The sequence below is a fragment of the Bosea sp. NBC_00550 genome (assembly GCF_026020075.1).
In the GTDB taxonomy this organism is placed as follows: domain Bacteria; phylum Pseudomonadota; class Alphaproteobacteria; order Rhizobiales; family Beijerinckiaceae; genus Allobosea.
In genome coordinates this window covers 2,942,127-2,959,308 of sequence record NZ_CP102772.1, presented here as the reverse complement: position 1 = coordinate 2,959,308, position 17,182 = coordinate 2,942,127, and the positions used below count along the sequence as shown (strand labels likewise).

Annotated in this window: 17 protein-coding genes; 8 read left to right on the top strand and 9 right to left on the bottom strand. The window is 65.6% G+C overall.

Going from position 1 to position 17,182, the window contains the following annotated elements:
* Positions 1-31 precede the first annotated feature (31 nt).
* Positions 32-1,033 (bottom strand): class A beta-lactamase, encoded by a 1,002-nt coding sequence (gene bla / locus NWE53_RS14225; protein WP_265050040.1) that lies wholly within the window; start codon positions 1,031-1,033, stop codon positions 32-34.
* A gap of 85 nt (positions 1,034-1,118) precedes the next feature.
* Entirely contained in the window at positions 1,119-2,018 is a 900-nt protein-coding gene (locus tag NWE53_RS14220) for a LysR family transcriptional regulator (protein ID WP_265050039.1), read from the bottom strand.
* Positions 2,019-2,119: 101 nt separating this feature from the next.
* Here NWE53_RS14220 and NWE53_RS14215 point away from each other — a divergent pair, with 101 nt between their 5' ends.
* Entirely contained in the window at positions 2,120-3,112 is a 993-nt protein-coding gene (locus NWE53_RS14215; protein ID WP_265050038.1) for a zinc-dependent alcohol dehydrogenase family protein, read from the top strand.
* Positions 3,113-3,114: 2 nt separating this feature from the next.
* On the opposite strand, the gene NWE53_RS14210 is transcribed toward NWE53_RS14215, so the two are convergent.
* From NWE53_RS14210 to NWE53_RS14190, 5 genes are all read right to left on the bottom strand, one after another.
* A complete protein-coding gene (locus NWE53_RS14210; RefSeq protein WP_265050037.1) occupies positions 3,115-3,363 on the bottom strand; it encodes a DUF1902 domain-containing protein in 249 nt (82 codons plus the stop codon).
* Positions 3,364-3,365: 2 nt separating this feature from the next.
* Positions 3,366-4,955 carry a phosphoglycerate dehydrogenase gene (gene serA, locus NWE53_RS14205; protein WP_265050036.1) on the bottom strand — a complete coding sequence of 530 codons (1,590 nt, stop codon included), beginning with the start codon at positions 4,953-4,955 and terminating at the stop codon, positions 3,366-3,368.
* 202 nt (positions 4,956-5,157) lie between these two features.
* A complete protein-coding gene (locus NWE53_RS14200) occupies positions 5,158-6,336 on the bottom strand; it encodes a phosphoserine transaminase (RefSeq protein WP_265050035.1) in 1,179 nt (392 codons plus the stop codon).
* A gap of 115 nt (positions 6,337-6,451) precedes the next feature.
* Positions 6,452-6,937 (bottom strand): hypothetical protein, encoded by a 486-nt coding sequence (locus NWE53_RS14195; protein WP_265050034.1) that lies wholly within the window; start codon positions 6,935-6,937, stop codon positions 6,452-6,454.
* Positions 6,938-6,952: 15 nt separating this feature from the next.
* On the bottom strand, positions 6,953-8,083 hold the full coding sequence (locus NWE53_RS14190; RefSeq protein WP_265050033.1) for a helix-turn-helix domain-containing protein: 1,131 nt from the start codon (positions 8,081-8,083) through the stop codon (positions 6,953-6,955).
* A gap of 522 nt (positions 8,084-8,605) precedes the next feature.
* Between NWE53_RS14190 and NWE53_RS14185 the strand changes: the two genes are divergently transcribed.
* Entirely contained in the window at positions 8,606-8,866 is a 261-nt protein-coding gene (locus NWE53_RS14185; protein WP_265050032.1) for a hypothetical protein, read from the top strand.
* A gap of 1,097 nt (positions 8,867-9,963) precedes the next feature.
* The gene (locus NWE53_RS14180; protein WP_265050031.1) at positions 9,964-10,479 is read left to right on the top strand and encodes a hypothetical protein; all 516 of its coding nucleotides are present in this window, start codon (positions 9,964-9,966) and stop codon (positions 10,477-10,479) included.
* Here NWE53_RS14180 and NWE53_RS14175 read toward each other — a convergent pair.
* On the bottom strand, positions 10,457-10,912 hold the full coding sequence (locus tag NWE53_RS14175; protein WP_265050030.1) for an RbsD/FucU family protein: 456 nt from the start codon (positions 10,910-10,912) through the stop codon (positions 10,457-10,459). The two genes, NWE53_RS14180 and NWE53_RS14175, sit on opposite strands and share 23 nt — an antisense overlap.
* Positions 10,913-11,068: 156 nt before the next feature.
* Complete coding sequence (locus tag NWE53_RS14170; protein ID WP_265050029.1) at positions 11,069-11,929, bottom strand: amidohydrolase family protein; 861 nt, start codon at positions 11,927-11,929, stop codon at positions 11,069-11,071.
* A gap of 201 nt (positions 11,930-12,130) precedes the next feature.
* Here NWE53_RS14170 and NWE53_RS14165 point away from each other — a divergent pair, with 201 nt between their 5' ends.
* From NWE53_RS14165 to NWE53_RS14145, 5 genes are all read left to right on the top strand, one after another.
* Positions 12,131-13,468, top strand: coding sequence for an ABC transporter substrate-binding protein (locus NWE53_RS14165; RefSeq protein ID WP_265050028.1), 1,338 nt, complete (start codon positions 12,131-12,133; stop codon positions 13,466-13,468).
* A 102-nt stretch (positions 13,469-13,570) separates the two neighbouring features.
* Positions 13,571-14,497, top strand: coding sequence for a carbohydrate ABC transporter permease (locus tag NWE53_RS14160; RefSeq protein WP_265050027.1), 927 nt, complete (start codon positions 13,571-13,573; stop codon positions 14,495-14,497).
* A gap of 178 nt (positions 14,498-14,675) precedes the next feature.
* Positions 14,676-15,494 carry a carbohydrate ABC transporter permease gene (locus NWE53_RS14155; protein ID WP_265050026.1) on the top strand — a complete coding sequence of 273 codons (819 nt, stop codon included), beginning with the start codon at positions 14,676-14,678 and terminating at the stop codon, positions 15,492-15,494.
* An 83-nt stretch (positions 15,495-15,577) separates the two neighbouring features.
* Positions 15,578-16,474 carry a dihydrodipicolinate synthase family protein gene (locus NWE53_RS14150; protein WP_265050025.1) on the top strand — a complete coding sequence of 299 codons (897 nt, stop codon included), beginning with the start codon at positions 15,578-15,580 and terminating at the stop codon, positions 16,472-16,474.
* A 25-nt stretch (positions 16,475-16,499) separates the two neighbouring features.
* Positions 16,500-17,177, top strand: a complete 678-nt coding sequence (locus NWE53_RS14145; protein ID WP_265050024.1) for a GntR family transcriptional regulator — start codon at positions 16,500-16,502, stop codon at positions 17,175-17,177.
* The last annotated feature ends 5 nt before the right edge of the window (positions 17,178-17,182 follow it).

Here is a 17,182-nt window from a genome sequence, read left to right as displayed (position 1 = left end):
GAGCATGACGTCAGGGTATGCGCTGCCCTTGTCAGCGCAGCGCCGAAACCGCGAGCCGCGCCACGTCCGCCAGAGCCGCTTCCCGCTCCTTGGCATCAGCGCGCGAGCCGGCGAGGTAGACCACGATGGCGAAGCGCCGGCCGTCCGGCAGCGTCGCGATGCCGATGTCGTTGGTGGCGTGGTTGATGCCGTCGACCGTCAGGCCGAGACCCGTGCGATGGGCGAGGCGCGAGCCCGCAGGCAGGCCGGCCTTGATCCGGTCGGCGCCGATCTTGCTCTCGGAGATCACCTTCTCGAGGAAGGCGGCATGGGCCGGCTGGCGCAGCCAGTTGCCCTTGGCAAAGGCCTCGAGGAAGAGGGCGCTCGCCTCGGGCGTCGCGGCGTCGCGCTTGTCCTTCAAGGCGGCCGAGAGCGCGGCGGTGCGCGGCTGGGGGTTCATTGCCTTCAGCTCGGCGCGGAAGCGCTGCTCATCGACCGTCTCGCCCCAGGCGAAGCCGCGCAGCCCATAGATCTCCGGCTGGAACTGGCGCTCGTAGCGGTCGACCGAGATGCCGGTGATGCCGCCGTCGCGCAGCATCTTCGTCACCACCTGCGGCCCGCCGATCTCCCGCATCAGCAGGTCGGCGGCAGTGTTGTCGCTCTCGCCGGCGGCGAGGCGGATCAGCTCGCTGAGCGGGTAGTCGTTGCGCTCGCCCTTGAAGGCTTTGACCAGCGGGCTGCGGAACAGCGAGAAATCCTTGCGCGTGACGGTGATCGGCTGGTCGAACTTGAACTTGCCGGCCTCCACTTGCTGCAGCACGGCGACGGCGAGCGGCAGCTTGAACACGCTCTGCATCGGGAAGGTCTCGGCGCCGCGATGCGACCACTGCTTGCGGTCCTTGAGGTCGATGAGGGCGACGCCGAGCCGGCCCTTCGACTGCTGTTCGATCGTGACGATCTCCTTGTCGAGCCTGGCCCGGTCCCAATCGGCGAGGGCAGGCAGGGCGACGAGGCAGGCGAGGGCCGTGGCGGCAAGGCGAAGGCGGGCAGGCATGGGCGATCCTCTGTGATGGCGCCCAACACAAGGGAGGGGACATTGCGGCATGGTTGCGGCAGCAGCCCGGCGACACCGGGCAGGCTCACGCCATCAGCGGCGGCAGGGCCTTCGCCAGCTCGTCGACGGCGACGCGGACCTTGAGCGGCAGCAGCGGGCTTTGCGGCCAGAGCGCATAGCCGTCATAGAGGAAGGGCGGCTGGTCGGGCAGGACGACGGCCAATTCGCCCGAGCGCAAGCGGTCGCGGATCAGCCAGGCCGGCAGCCATGACAGCCCCAGCCCGGCGACGGCGGCATCGGCCATCGCGTCGAGATCGTCGAAGCGCAGCCGCCCGGATGGCGCGATCTCCAGCGGCGGCAGGCCGGCCTGCGGAAACTGCCAGGGCCGGACCCAGCCGGCACGGCCATAGAGAATGGCCTGATGCTGCGCGAGATCGTCCAGTCCCGTAGGCGTGCCGTGACGTTCGAGATAGGCCGGGGCGGCGCAGAGCAGCATCGGCTGGCGGGCGATGCGCCTGGCGACGATACCGGAGCGATCCTCCAGCGTGCCGGTGCGGATGGCGAGATCATAGCCCTGCTGCACCAGATCGGCGATCGGGTCGCCGAAGGAGAGTTCCAGTTCGAGGCGCGGATAGCGCTGAGCCAGCCCGAACAGCACCGGCGCGACGCAACGCCGGCCGAAATGCGCCGGCATCGTCACGCGCAACCGCCCGCTCGGCTCGCCGAGATGGTCGCCGGCGAGCGCCTCGGCCGCCGTGGTCTCGGCCAGGATGGTGCGGCAGCGGTCGTAATAGGCGCGGCCGACATCCGTCAGGCTCTGACGGCGCGTCGTCCGGTTCAGAAGCCGCGCACCCAGCCGCTCCTCCAGGAAGCGGACATGCTTGCCGACCATCGGCGCGGAGAGATCGAGCGTTTCGGCAGCCGCCGCAAACGAGCCGAGATCGACCGCCCGGACGAAGACTTCCATACTGGTGAGGCGATCCATTTTCGGAACCAATGGTTTCTGATCTGCAAAGCACACGCGACTTTATCGTTGGGCTGGTGGCGCAGACAATCGCTTCATTCGAAATCGTTTGGAATGAAGTCATGGCAAAGGTTGTTCGTTTCTCGGAGCTGGGCGGGCCGGAGGTGCTGCGGATCGAGGAGGTCGAGGTGCTGCCGCCGGGGCCGGGCGAGGTTCGCATCCTGGCGAAGGCGCTCGGCCTCAACCGGGCGGAGGCGCTGCTCCGGCGTGGCAGCTATATCGAGGCGGCGGCGCTGCCCTCGGGGCTCGGGCTGGAAGCGGCCGGGGTCGTCGAAAGCATCGGAGACGGCGTCGAGGGATTGAATCCGGGCGATGCCGTCAGCCTCGTCCCGCCGCGTTCGATGCTGCGCTGGCCCGTCCATGGCGAGCTGATCCGCGTGCCGGCCGAACTGGTGGTGAAGCATCCGCCCGAGCTCGACTGGGAGGGCGCTGCGGCGCTGTGGATGGCCTTCCTCACCGCCTATGGCGCGCTGGTCGATCTGGCAGGTCTGAAGACCGGCGAGACCGTGGCGATCACGGCGGCGTCAAGCAGCGTCGGCCTCGCCGCGATCCAGATCGCCAACCGCATCGGCGCACGGCCTGTTGCCGTGACGCGCTCCGAGGCCAAGCGCGAGGCGCTGATGGCCCATGGAGCGGCGGCGGTGGTGCTATCGGAGGGCGAGGGGCTGGCGGAACGGCTGGAGGCTGCGGCGGGTGGTGGTTCTGGTCTCCGCGTCGTCCTCGATGCCGTCGGCGGGCCGATCTTCGAGCCCCTGACGGCGGCGATGGCGCCGGGCGGCATCCTTGTCGAATATGGCGGCTTGAGCCCTCTGCCGACGCCGTTCCCGCTGCCGGCCGTGCTGGGCAAGAGCCTGACCTTGCGCGGCTATCTCGTCCACGAGATCACGCGCGACCCGGCGAAGCTCGCCGCGGCGAAGGCCTTCATCCTCGCCGGCGTGGCGGAGGGGGCGTTCAAGCCGGTGATCGCGCGCAGCTTCCCGCTCGACGAGATCGTCGCGGCGCATCGCTATCTCGAGTCGAACGACCAGTTCGGGAAGATCGTGGTGACGGTCTGAGCCTAGGCGTCCGGCGCGTCGTCGCAGAGAGCGAGCTCGACCGGGCAGTTCTCGATGCCGAAGCATTCCGGCAGGAGCTGCTTCAGCCGCTCGCGTAGGGCGTCGAGCGACTCGGCCTCGGTGACGATGCCGAGCTCGCCGGTGTCCATGGCGTACCAGAGGCCCGCCGCCTCGTCGCGGCGGACCTCGAAGCGGATCGGCTCCGCTGCCCCGGCAGGCGCGGCGACGAGAGCCTTCAGCGGATTGAGCACGATCAGAACCTGAGTCGACGCGCGCGCTTGACCATCGGGATCTCGTGGATCTTCGCGAGCAGCTCGTCCGAGATCGGCTCGTCGACGGCGACATAGCAGATCGCGTCGCCGCCCGGCTTGTCGCGGCCGAGCGAGAAGGTCGCGACATTGACGCCTGCGCCGCCGAGCAGCGAGCCGAACTGGCCGATGAAGCCGGGCTTGTCGGCGTTGCGGACATAGAGCATGTGCGGCGCGAACTCGGCATCGACCTGGATGTCGCGGATCTCGACGATGCGCGGCTTGCCGTCCTGGAACACCGTGCCCGAGGCGTGGCGCGGCATGTCCTCGGCCTCGACGACGATGCGAATGACGCTTTCGAGATTGCCGGCGACCTCGCGGGTCAGCTCCTCGACGACGATGCCCTTTTCCTTGGCGATCATCGCGGCGTTGACCATGTTGATCTCGGGCAGGAAGGGCCTGAGCACGCCGGTGATCGCGGCGGCCGAGATCGCCTTGAGGTTGAGGTCCGCGACGGCGCCCTCATACTCGATGCGGATGCCCTTGACCGCGGCTTCGGTGAGCTGGCCGAGGAAGGAGCCGAGCTTTTCCGCCAGCGCCACGAACGGCTTGATGCGCGGGGCTTCCTCGGCCGAGATCGAGGGGAAGTTGACCGCGTTGGTGATGGCGCCCTTCAGCAGGTAGTCGCTCATCTGCTCGGCGACCTGCAGCGCGACGTTCTCCTGCGCCTCGTTGGTGCTCGCGCCGAGATGCGGCGTGCAGACGACGTTGTCGAGGCCGAAGAGCGGGTTCTGCTCCGCCGGCTCCTGCGAGAACACGTCGAAGGCCGCGCCCGCGACATGGCCGGACTTGATGAGGTCGGCAAGGGCCTGCTCGTCGACGAGGCCGCCGCGGGCGCAGTTGATGATGCGCACGCCCTTCTTGGTCTTGGCGAGGTTCTCGGCCGAGAGGATGTTCTTCGTCTTCTCGGTCATCGGGACGTGCAGGGTGATGAAGTCGGCGCGCTTCAGCAGGTCCTCGAGCTCGACCTTCTCGACGCCCAGCTGCACGGCCCGCTCCGGCGAGAGATAGGGGTCATAGGCGATGACGCGCATCTTCAGGCCGATGGCGCGCTCGGCGACGATCGAGCCGATATTGCCGGCGCCGATCAGGCCCAGCGTCTTCGCCGTGATCTCGACGCCCATGAAGCGGTTCTTCTCCCACTTCCCGGCCTGGGTCGAGATATCCGCCGAGGGGATCTGGCGTGCGAGCGCGAACATCATCGCGATGGCGTGCTCGGCGGTGGTGATCGAATTGCCGAAGGGCGTGTTCATCACGATGATGCCGCGCGCGGTGGCGGCGGGGATCTCGACATTGTCGACGCCGATGCCGGCACGGCCGATCACCTTCAGCTTCGTCGCCTGCTCGAGCAGCTTGGCGGTCGCCTTGGTGGCCGAGCGGATGGCGAGGCCGTCATAGTCGCCGATGATCGCGGCGAGCTTGTCCTTGTCCTTGCCGAGGCCGGGATCGAAGGTCACGTCGATGCCGCGATCCTTGAAGATCTGCACGGCGGCGGGCGAGAGGGCGTCGGAAATCAGGACTTTGGGGGCTGTCATGAGGATGGCTCCGGCGGCGCGGCGCTGAGGCGCACGGGCTCGCGTGAAATTCAGGGGACGGGGAAACACCCCGTCATTCCGGACAAGCCGCGAAGCGGCGCCGCTCCGGAAGCCATCGAAGGGCGGCTCGCTCTACGATGGATCCCGGGTCTGCGCTTCGCTTGCCCGGGATGACGGTGAGTGCGTCACAACGGGCAGCGCCTTATGCCGCCTTCTTGCTCAAGCCGGCCTTGGCCTCGGCGAAGGCGTATTCGATCCAGGGCAACAGCGCCTTGACGTCGCGCGCCTGCACGGTCGCGCCGCACCAGATGCGCAGGCCGGGAGGGGCGTCGCGGTAATGGCCGAGGTCGTAGCCGGCGCCGGCCTTCTCGATGATCGAGACGACCTGCTTGGCGAAGGCCGCCTGCGCGTCCGCCGGCAGGGCGGTGACGGCCGGGTCGGTGAACTTGAGGCAGACCGAGGTGTTGGAGCGCGTCTTCGGCTTCACGGCGAGGAAGTCGATCCAGTCGTTCTCGCGCACGAACTTGGCGATGACGCGGGCGTTGGCGTCGGCGCGCTTCACCAGCCCGTCGAGCCCGCCGACCTTCTTCGCCCAGTTCAGCGCATCGAGATAATCCTCGACCGCGAGCATGGAGGGCGTGTTGATCGTCTCGCCCGTGAAGATGCCCTCGATCAGCTTGCCGCCAGAGGTCATGCGGAAGATCTTCGGCAGCGGCCAGGCCGGCTTGTAGGTCAACAGCCGCTCGACCGCGCGGGGCGAGAGCACGATCATGCCATGCGCGGCCTCGCCGCCGAGCACCTTCTGCCAGGAGAAGGTGGTGACATCGAGCTTTTGCCAGTCGAGGCGCTCGGCGAAGGCGGCGGAGGTGGCGTCGCAGATGGTCAGCCCCTCCCGGTCATCGGCGATCCAGCCGGCATCGACGACGCGCACGCCGGAGGTGGTGCCGTTCCAGGTGAAGACGACGTCGCGGTTCTTGGTGTCGACCTTCCGCAGGTTCGGCAGTTCGCCATAGGGGGCGTCGAAGGTGCGGACGTCGGAAAGCTTGAGCTGCTTGACGACATCGGTGACCCAGCCGGCGCCGAAGCTCTCCCAGCTGACCATGTCGACGCCGCGGGCGCCGAGCAGGCTCCACAGCGCCATCTCGACGGCGCCGGTGTCGGAAGCGGGCACGATGCCGATGCGGTAATCCGCGGGGATCTGCAGCACCTCGCGGGTGAGGTCGATCGCGGCCTTCAGCTTGTCCTTGCCGATCTTGGCGCGGTGCGAGCGGCCGAGCGGAGCGTCGGCAAGGCCCTTGAGGGTCCAGCCGGGGCGCTTGGCGCAGGGGCCGGACGAGAAGTTAGGCACGCGCGGGCGCGTGGTCGGTGCGGTGTTCGCCATCGATGTCTCCATCCTTACAGATGGGCGCGCCCCGTTGGGGGGGCGTGTCCCGTCGATGGGGGTAGGATGGTGAGGGGGCGGGAGTCAAGGCCGATAAGAAACCCGGGTGTTCGCCTCAGGCAACGTCGTCTTCGCGTCCTTTGCGGCCAGCGGCTTCAATTTCTGCAACGTCATCTGTAAAATCTAAAACAAGCGGAATTGGAGTATCGTCGGGGTGTTGATCGTTGTAGTGGTCAACGTCTTGTTTTACTTGGAAGCAGTCATCGACAACTGATTTTCGGCGCTGTGCAAATGATTTTTCCATGAACAATCGGGGCGCTTTGTCGATATCTGCCCAGAGGCTCAACTGGCTTCCCCCGATATTGGTTTTGACGGAATGTTTTGCGCGGTACTTGCGCCCCTTCTCGTCCACTCGCTTCTCTTGCCGCAGACTTTCGGCAAGTGCATCGCGGCATAGCTTGGCTACGTCGCGTGGCTCTGGACGATACAGGCCATTTTGCAAAGCCCAAGCGGCAACCTCATCAAGAGATACCGGATTAGGATCAACTTCGGCATTATAGCGATCGAATATTTTCTGCATCTGCTCTGCAAAAGTGGCCATTCTATCTATTGCCTCCTAAAGTTCGGCTTTTGCCACGTGACCCCAGCCATCAGTGACAGCTCGCTCGATCACATATCGACGGACAGGAACTTGGTACTTTCGTAAATAATCATACCTATCCATTCGCCTCTGTAACTGCCCGACTACAATTGCGGGGTGAACTTCCATCAGAGCGGCAAAGCCAACAACGTCCCTTTCCGAAAAATACGGATGCTTCCTGGCGTAAAACGAGTCCATTTTTTTGCTAGGAACGCAAAATTCTCCTGCCGCTATATTTGCTATTCTCTCAATCTCTTCGATATCGTCTCCTACGGAGAGCGCGTCACCCTGAAGATGATCTACAATCCCAAAGCTATCTTTTCCATGCCCTAAGAGGACGTGCTCTATCTCGTGCCTCAAAACAAACCAAAAATTATCGATTCTATCGTGAAGAGTAGACATTCCAATGACGGGTGTTTTATCATCGAGCCAAGTACAAACTCCATCTATTTTTGCGCCTGGAAGAGTTTCGACAATGACGAATCTCACTCCGCAGCTTACCAAAATTTCCGGTATATCGCGGACGGACTCAGGGTCTATCATCAAAGATCTTATCTGAGTAAGTTTTGACCTTAGTTTCTCAGCCGAAAATTCCGGAGTGACTATCTGCCTTGACAGCTGACGTACGCGATAGACCCACGCGATTTGATAGCTGTTAGTTGTGTTGTAGTGAGTTTTCTTGGCTGCGTAGGCAATTTGCTTCTGCGTTCCGTGGTCGTTGTCTGCTTCGAAGAACCGGTCCACCTGCAACTGAAGAAGCGCCGCATCAGCGGCATTTATCCACCCGCGGCGTATCATATCGCGAACTGGATATGTTCCTTGAAGGCGAGCTCGGGTGCGAACCGCCGGGTCTGGCACTTTTGCATTCGCGAGGTCGTATTGGCTTTGCAGATTAGCAAAAAACTGAGGAGATACCCCGAAGGCATCTCCAAGCAACCTCGCCATGTCGGGCGTAATTGTTCTTTTCCCTGATAGAAGGGGGTTCAATTGCTGCTCAGTTTGACCCAGTATAAAGGCCAAATCCCGCTGAGACCATCCCCTTGCGTCAAGTTCTATCTTTATATAGTTTCCAGGCGGGTCGATGCCGACCACTTTTAGGTCTGTCATCTATGCAACCCCTCGAGCGTGCTCTTGTAGTGTCATGATTCTTAATTTGTGCGGTACACTGCGTTCGTCGACTTGTATCTGGAGGGACCATTGCTGACCGATCAGAATTGCTCCTCGAATTTTGTTCGCCTCACTTTCCGGGATATATCCAAGGCTTCTCCAAGCTAGCATGGTATCTAAATCCGGAGCAGCCCGAGCCAGATTAAGGCGCTGTCGCGCCTGTTGAATGACCGCTACCGGCAAGCCGGTTTCAGCAGCACGATCTGTCTCAATCAGCGCAACGCGAGGGTTCGAGAACTCAATGAGCATTTTCGAGCGGTACCATGATGATGATGCCTCGTCAACACTACTTAACGCCATGCGTTAAGTCGTTCATTTCGTGACCGCACTTGAAAATTCCGATGCGGCGCCTTTAACAGCTGAAGTTCGGGCACGCTTTCCGGCTGAAGCGATAACCATCGCGCCCCTTTTCAGTTGGATGCGCTAGGCTCACCGCCCAAAGCGATTCTCGGAACTCTCCCCATGGCCAAAAAGACCCCCGAACAGCTCGCCCAGGAATTCGAGGGCCGCAAGGCCAAGGGGCTGGCCAAGGGCGGGGCGGCGTACTGGCCCAACATCATCGCCAATGCCGTGCTGAAGCTCACCGCGGCGCGGGCCGAGATCACGCCCGAAGTGCTCATCGAGATGATCGAGCGCGAGGCGCCGACACTGGAGATCAACGTCAGGTCCGGCGCGGCCGAGGCCGTCGCGCGGCTGAAGCAGGCCATCGCCAAGGGGGCGTGAGGGGCGCGCCGCGCTGAATACGGGGCGCGCCGTCATGCCCGGCCTTGCGCCGGGCATCCACGTCTTGCGGGCCTGATGAAGGGGCCGGCGTCGGGGATGGCCTGGCTGATCGTTCCGGTGTGAGACGTGGGTGGTCGGGACAAGCCCGACGCTAGAGCCTGCCGCGTTTTCGTGGAAGTGATGGTCATCTCGGACGGAGCGAAGCGCAGATCCGGGATCCATGCCCGGGGATCCTCGGACAGGCTCCGGCATGCATCCCGGGTCAAGCCCGGGATGACGGCGTGGTTCCGTACAAAATCAGCATGCTCTAACGAGCGCGCGGCGATGCTGCGTCGCCCTCACAAAACTTATCCCCGCCCTCCCGTGTCGCCCCTATCCTCGGCCCACCTCATCCCCGAGGGGCAGCCATCCGGAGGCATGTCGTGTGGCGGGATGGGGGCGGCGCCTGCGGCTGGCCTTGCAAGCCAGTCCCGGGAGGCTTCGGGGCACCGCTCTGGGGGTACTACGGCCCCTGCGCGAGGAGCTCGCTGGGAGGCTCGAAGGGAAAGGTCCTGCAACCCGAGACGCGACGAGGCCGGCATCGGACCGGGAAGTGCGACCCACTTTTCGGGACCATCCGATGCACGAGACAAAGCGGAGCGCAGCGCGCTCCGTGCCGAACTGGCGTCGAGGCGAGCGGGACCGGAACCGGAGAGCCGTAGAAGCGCGGCCCGGAGTCTAGATGAGAACGCCGATAGGCGGAGCGCCACGGGCGTGCGGAAGGTGGCTCAATCCTTCCGCGCCGCATCCTGGCTCAATGGAAGCGGCCCGATACCCCCGCGCCTCGCGGCGCTCCGCTGCCCCTCGAATTTCAAAACGCTCGCGCGCAAGTGCGGGCGGGCGAAAACACGTGCGTCATTCTCGGGCGACCGCAGGGAGACCCGAGAATCTCGGGCCGGACAAGGCTCCAAAGCCTCCTCGTCAGGAGATGCCCGGGTCAAGCCCGGGCATGACGCGGGACGCAAGCCGTCAGGGCGCGAGAGGCAGGCCCGGACATGACGCGTGAGGCGAGGCCGGGCGTGACGCGGATCGCAAGGGCAACGAGCGGGAGCAGGAACATGCAGCGGGAACCCTGGCAGACGCCCGAGCAGGCGCAATGGAGCGCGGACTACAAGAGGGAGATGGACCGCCGGCACCGCATGGTCGTCGACGCGTTCAAGGTCTGGTCCTTCTGCCCGCACAAGGCCTGCCGCCGCGGCAGCGCCTGCCAAAATCCCGATCCGGGTGCCTGCATGCGCGACTTCTTCGACGCCATGCCCGAGTCCGAGAAGCAATATCTCCGTCTCGTGGTGAAGGCGCGCAGCGCCGGGCTCAGCCCCGAGGAGTCCGATCGCGAGGCGCGGCGGCGTCTCGACGAGCACCGGCAGGCCACGACGGAGCCCATGCCGCCAGCACCGCCGCCCGAACCCGTGCCGCCGCCGGCGGTCAGGGCGAAGCGTGCCGCGCGGCCACCACAGCCGCCCGAGGGCGAGGCCGCGCGCGCCGCGCGGGTGCGGCAGGCGCAGGCCGCCGAGCGCGAGGGCGGCGCCCTGTCGCGGCCGGGGCGGGGCCTCAGCCCGGCTCCCCGGCGATGACGCCCTTGCGCAGCAGGAAGCAGCCATAGGGTCGGGGATCGCCGACCTGCACCACCGCGAAGGCGCCCCGCGCCGCCGCGTAGAAGGCGAAGCGCTCGATCCCCGCCAGCTGGGCGGGGCGGCCGAGCGCCGCATCGATCTCGCCTTGCACGGCGCGCTGCACATCCGGCAGCGCCGCCGCATTCCCCACCACCTCCATGCGTCTCAGCGGCTCCGGCTCGAAATCGTCGATCGGCAGCACCGAGAGGATGGCGCGCGCGGCGCGCTGCATCGTCAGGCCGGGCAGGCGGATCAGCCTGCCGCTCGTGGTCGAACTGGCGATCGTCTCGGCCGGGTGGTTGGCATCGACCAGCGCGAGGTCGTCGCCATGGCCCATGGCGGCGAGCACCCAGAGCAGGTCTGCGGAGAGCACGGGATCGAGGTTCTTCAGCATGGCGGGGTTCCTTGGCGAGCCCTCATCCTGAGGAGGCGCGTCAGCGCCGTCTCGAAGGATGCTCCAGGAGGCTCCTAAGCGAGCTGGATCATCCTTCGAGACGCGGCCTCACGGCCGCTCCTCAGGATGAGGGCTGAGAGGTGAAGTTGGCAATGGCTAGGCTGCCGGGCGGCGCCCCCTCTTCGTCAGATAAATGCGGGCGGCGTTGCCGCCGAAGATCGCGGCGCGCTCGGGTTCGGAGAGCGTGGCGGTGAGCCGCTCGGCCGTGGCGAGCCACTGGTCGTAGGAGGCGCGAAGCGTCGCGACCGGCCAGTCGCTGCCCCAGAGCAGGCGCTCCGGTCCGAAGCAGGCGAGGAGCTGGGCGACGGCCGGCGCCAGCGTCGCCTCGCGCCAGCCGGGCGGCGCCTCGGTGACGAGGCCGGAGAGCTTGCAGACCGTGTTCGGCCGGGCGGCCAGCGCCGCGATGCCGGCACGCCAGGCGGAGAGATCGGCGCCGGTGAGGTCCGGCTTGGCGCCGTGATCGATCACGACCGGAAGCTCGGTCTCGCGGTCGAGCAGGGCGAGCAGCGCCGGGATCTGCGCCGGCTTCACCAGCGCGTCGAAGACGAGGCCGTGGGCCTTGAGCGCGGCGAAGGCGGGGGTAAGGTCCGGCCGCGCGAGCCAGTTCGGATCGGGAATGTCCTGCACCATCGGCCGCAGGCCCACCAGCAGCGGGTCGGCGGCGAGCGCGGCGATGCGGGCGGGGGCGTCGGGTGCCTCGAAATCGGCCCAGCCCACCACCCCGGCGACGAAGGGCGTCGCGGCGGCGGTTTCGAGCAGGAAGAGCGTCTCCGCCTCGGTCGGGGCGGCCTGGACGAGGATGGTCGCGGCGATGCCGTGTTCGGCGAGATGCGGGGCGAGGTCGGCGGGTTCGAAGTCGCGATGGATGGGCTTGAGCGCGGGCGTCAGCCAGCCATAATCGCCGCGGGCGAGCCGCCAGAAATGCTGGTGTGAATCGATGCGGGGCGGACTCTTCACCGGCGGCTCTCGCGGATGGGCTCAAGGCCGGGCAGGGCCGGCGCGGCGCCACTATGTGCACGCCAACATGTTAGCTTGCAACCGCCTCGAAAGCGGATTAGCGTCCACCCCGATCGCGGGAGACGGAAGCGGTGCTTCCTTCCAGTTCCGCGCGACCTGAAAGCCCGCAAAGGGCAGCCTTTTGTCCTGGGGAGGACGCCGATGACCGACAGCATTCTGAAACCGACCCGCCGCGTTCTTCTGGGCGGCGCGGCCGCCGCGATCGCCTCGCCGCTGGTGCTGCGGAAGGCGCAGGCGCAAGGCGCGTTCGACTGGAAGAAATTCTCCGGCCAGTCGATCGACGTGCTGCTGGTCAAGAACCCGCGCTCCGACCTGATGCAGGCGGCGGAAAAGGAGTTCACCGAACTCACCGGCATCAAGGTCTCGGCCGAGCAGGTGCCGGAGCAGCAGCAGCGCCAGAAGGCGGTGATCGAGTTCGCCTCGGGCAAGCCGAGCTTCGACGTCAGCGGCATCTCGCTGCACGTCCAGAAGCGCATGGCGGCGAAGGGCAAGTGGTTCGAGAACCTCGATCCCTACATCAAGAACCCCGCGCTGACGGCGCCCGATTTCGACTTTGCCGATTTCGGCGCCGGCCCGGTCGCCTATGCGCGGCAGGCCGACGGGGCGCTCGATACGATCCCGTTTTTCGTCGATTACTGGATGGTCTACTACAACAAGGAGCTCTTCGACGCGAAGGGCGTGGCCTACCCGAAGACGATGGACGAGATGTTCACCGTCGCGCAGAAGCTGCACGATCCTGCGAAGGGCATCGCCGGCTTCGTCTCGCGCGGCCTGAAGAACGCCAATGTCCCGGTCTGGACCTCGCTGATGCTCGGACAGGGCATGGAGACGACCTCGCCGGAGGGCAAGCTGCTCACCGATACGCCGGAGGCGATCTGGGCGGCCGATCTCTATCGCAAGCTCAACAAGGAGACCGGCCCGGCCGGGCAGGTCGGCTTCAACTGGAACGAATGCCAGACCACCTTCATGCAGGGCCGCGCCGCGATGTGGCTCGACGGCATCGGCTTCGCCACGCCGCTGGAGGATCCGACCAAGTCGCGCATCGTCGGCAAGGTCGGCTATGGCGTGACGCCGCCGGGGCCCAAGGCGCATTATGCCGGCATGTTCGCCGACGGCATGGGCATCTCGCGCGGCTCCTCGAAGAAGGAGGCGGCCTGGCTCTACCTGCAGTTCATGACCAACAAGAAGAACCAGATCGCGATGCTCAAGGCCGGCGCCGGCGCGCCGGGCCGTTCCTCGGCCTATCTCGACACCGAGACGATCCAGCAGTCGAAGTTCGGCAAGCAGTATTTCGACTGCCTGCTGTCCTCCGCCAAGATCGCGCGGGCCGGCCTGCCGCAGATCGTGCCGGTGACCGAATTCCGCGACGTGTTCGGCGTGGCGCTGACCAATGCGATCGGTGGCGCCGATGTCGCGGCCGAGCTCAAGAAGGCGACCGAGACCTTCGCGCCGGTGCTCGCCAAGAGCGAGCAGGGGTGAGGATCATAGGCGTCATGGCCGGGCTCGACCCGGCCATCTCGCGACCATTGGGCCTTTTTCAAAGAGATGCCCGGTCAGGCCCGGGCATGACGGTTCGAACGCATGACCAGCACGTCCCTGCCAGCAAGTCTCGCCAGTGCAGCGCCTCCGGCCGCTGCCGCGTCGCATGATTTCACGCCGCGCTACTGGCTGTTCTCGCTGCCGGCGGTGCTGGTGATCACGGCGGTGATCGTCTTTCCGTGGCTGTTCACGCTCTACATGTCCGGCCAGGATTGGAAGATCGGCGGCGGCGTGGAATTCGTCGGCCTCGGCAATTTCGCCGAGCTGGCGAAGGACCAGCGCTTCCTCGAGTCGATGGGGCATACGGTCTATTTCACGGTCCTCGCGGTGGTGCTGCCCATCGTGTTCGGCACGGCGGCGGCGCTGGTCTTCCATCGCGAATTCCCGTTCCGGGGCCTGCTGCGCACCATCTTCGTGATGCCGATGATGGCGACGCCGGTCGCGGTCGCGCTGGTCTGGACGATGATGTTCCACCCGCAGCTCGGCGTGCTCAACTACCTGCTGTCGCTGATCGGGATCGGGCCGCAGGGCTGGGTCTACGATCCGGCGACGGTGATCCCGACCCTCGTCATGGTCGAGGTCTGGCACTGGACACCGCTCGTCATGCTGATCGTGCTCGGTGGCCTAGCCGGCCTGCCGCGCGAGCCTTATGAATCCGCGCTGATCGACGGCGCCAATGACTGGCACATGTTCCGGCACATCACGCTGCCGCTGGTCTGGCCCTTCATCATGGTGGCGATCGTGATCCGCACCATCGATGCGCTGAAGGCCTTCGACACGATCTTCGTGATCACGCAGGGCGGGCCGGGAACGGCGTCGGAGACGCTCAACATCTTCCTCTATCTGCAGGCCTTCCAGTTCTACAAGATCGGCTACGCCTCGGCCGTCGTGGTGATCTTCTTCGTCATCATCATCATGCTCTCGCTGCTGCTGCTCTATGCGCGGCAGAAGTCGAAGTGGAACGCGTGATGGGCTCCTCTTCCGGCTTCCTTGCCTCGTCTCTCCGCGTCATTGCGAACGCGACGTCATCCCGGGCTTGTCCCGGGACCCATCGGAGGGCTCGGCGCATTACGATGGATCCCGGAACTCCGCTTCGCTGCGTCCGGGATGACGGTGTCCTTTCCTGTCGGGGCGAGGAGTGGTCGCCATGACCCGCACGCTCAAAAAGGTCGGCTTCTGGGCCTCGGTCTTCGTGCTGGTCTCGCCGGCGGTGCTGGTCTTCCTCTGGATGATCTCGCTGTCGCTCAAGAACGAGCTCGACAACACCGCCTTTCCGCCGGTGTTCATCCCCGATCCGCCGACGCTGAAGAACTATGTCGACGTCTTCGCGCAGAACAATTTCGGGCTCTATCTCTGGAACTCGATCCTCGTCACCGGCGGGGCGGTGCTGATCGGGCTTCTGGTCGGCGTGCCCGCCGGCTACGGCATCGCGCGCGGCAAGGCGCATAAGTTCGCGGTGCTGATCCTGGTGGCGCGGATGACGCCGGCCTTGTCCTATCTCATCCCGCTCTTCCTGCTGTTCCAGATCACCGGCCTCGTCGGCACGATCACGGCGCTCGTCATCACCCATCTCGTCATCACCATCCCGATCATCGTCTGGATCATGATCGGGTATTTCGAGAACGTGCCGATGGAGCTGGAGGATGCCTCGCGCATCGACGGCGCGACGAGCTGGCAGGCCTTCCGCCATGTCGCGCTGCCGCTGGCGAAGCCGGGCATCGTCGTCGGCGGCATCCTCGCCTTCATCTTCTCCTGGAACAACTTCATCTTCTCGGTGGTGCTCGGCGGCAAGGCGAGCCGCACGCTGCCATCGGCCGTCTACAACTCGCTGACCTTCGAGCAGATCTCCTGGGGGCCATTGGCGGCCGCGGCGCTGCTGGTGACGCTGCCGGTGCTGCTGGTGACGGTGATCGCGCAACGCCAGATCGTCGCCGGGCTCTCCTCCGGAGGTCTCAAGGACGGCTAGCGAAACCGCTGGCGAGCGCTTGCGAGCACCTCTGTCTTCATACTAACATGTCAGTCACCGTTCAGACCTGAAAGCTCCCTCAAATGGCCACCGACAAGAACCGCTTCGGCCTTTCCTGCGCGATCACCACCCCGATGCGGGAGGGTGGCGGCGTCGACCTGCCGCGTCTCGTCAAGCATGCACGGCACGTGCTTTCCCAGGGCTGCGACTCGGTCACGCTGTTCGGCACGACGGGCGAGGGCGCGGCGCTCGGCCTGCCCGCGCGGACGGCTATGATGGGCGCGCTGATCGGGGCGGGTATCGATCCTGCCCGGCAGATCTATGCCGGCATCGCGGCGGCCTCCATGCATGAGGCGGTTGAGCAGGCCGGGCTGGCGCTGGATGCCGGGGCGAAGGGCCTGCTGGTCGCGCCGCCGTTCTACTTCAAGGGCGTCAGCGACGAGGGGCTCTATGTCTGGTTCTCGCAGTTCTTCGAGAAACTGGGAGGCTCGGCCCGCAACGTCATCCTCTACCACATTCCTTCGGTGACGGCGGTCGATATCAGTGTCGGGCTGGTGCAGCGCCTCAAGACGACGTTCCCCGGGCTCGTCATCGGCGTCAAGGATTCCTCGGGCAGCTATGCCAATACCGAGGCGCTGCTGAAGGCGCATGGCGAGCTCGCCATCCTGGTCGGGGACGAGCGCCAGCTTGCCAAGGCGGTGCGCAATGGTGCTGAGGGCACGATCTGCGGCCTCGCCAATCTGGTGCCGGGCCTGCTGCGCCCGATGGTCTACGAGGGCAAGGACAGCCCGGTGGTGAACGCGCTGGTCGACGAGATCTGCTCGCACCCGGTGCTGGCGGCGGTGAAGGCTTTGACCGGCCATATCCATGGCGATCCCGGCTATGGCGCGATGCGCCCGCCGCTGGAGGCGCTGGACGAGGCGACCCGCAAGCGGCTCTTCGCCGCCTTCGATTCGATCTCGCAGGCGAAAGCCGCCTGAAGGAGGCGGCCTGAGGGAGGAAAACGTGAACCAGCCGGAGCAGGAACCGCGCGAAGGCGAACCGCTGAAGCTGAGGGAGCGCGCCTATGCCTCCTTCACCGAGCGGCTGCTGGCGCGCGAGATCAAGCCCGGCCAGTTCGTGACCCAGCGCGAGCTCGTCGCGATGACCGGCTTTCCGCTCGGCGCGATCCGCGAGCTGATCCCGCGACTGGAGGCAGAGGGGCTGATCAAGACCGTGCCGCAGCGCGGCATGCAGGTTGCCCATGTCGACCTCAACCTGATCCGCAACGCCTTCCAGTTCCGGCTCTTCCTCGAGAAGGAGGCGACGGCGCTCTATGCGCGCAACGCCACGGATGAGGAGATCGCCGAGCAGCGGGTGCGGCACGAGGCGATCGTCGCCCGCGCCGAAGCGGGCGGCGACGAGCGCCTGATCGAGGACGCCGAGGACATCGACCGGCTGATGCACGAGGCGATCATCGATCACCTCGACAACGACATCGTCAGCCAGGCCTTCCGCGTGACCTGGCTCAAGATCCGCCTGATCCGGCAATACGAGACGCGCATCCACAACAGCATCATCGTGCCGGTGATGCAGGACCATCTCGCGATCATCGCGGCGGTCGAGACGCGCGATCCCGAGCGCGCGGCCGAGGCGATGGCCGCCCATATCGGCAACGCCAGGACACGGGCGATGCAGTACTGACATCC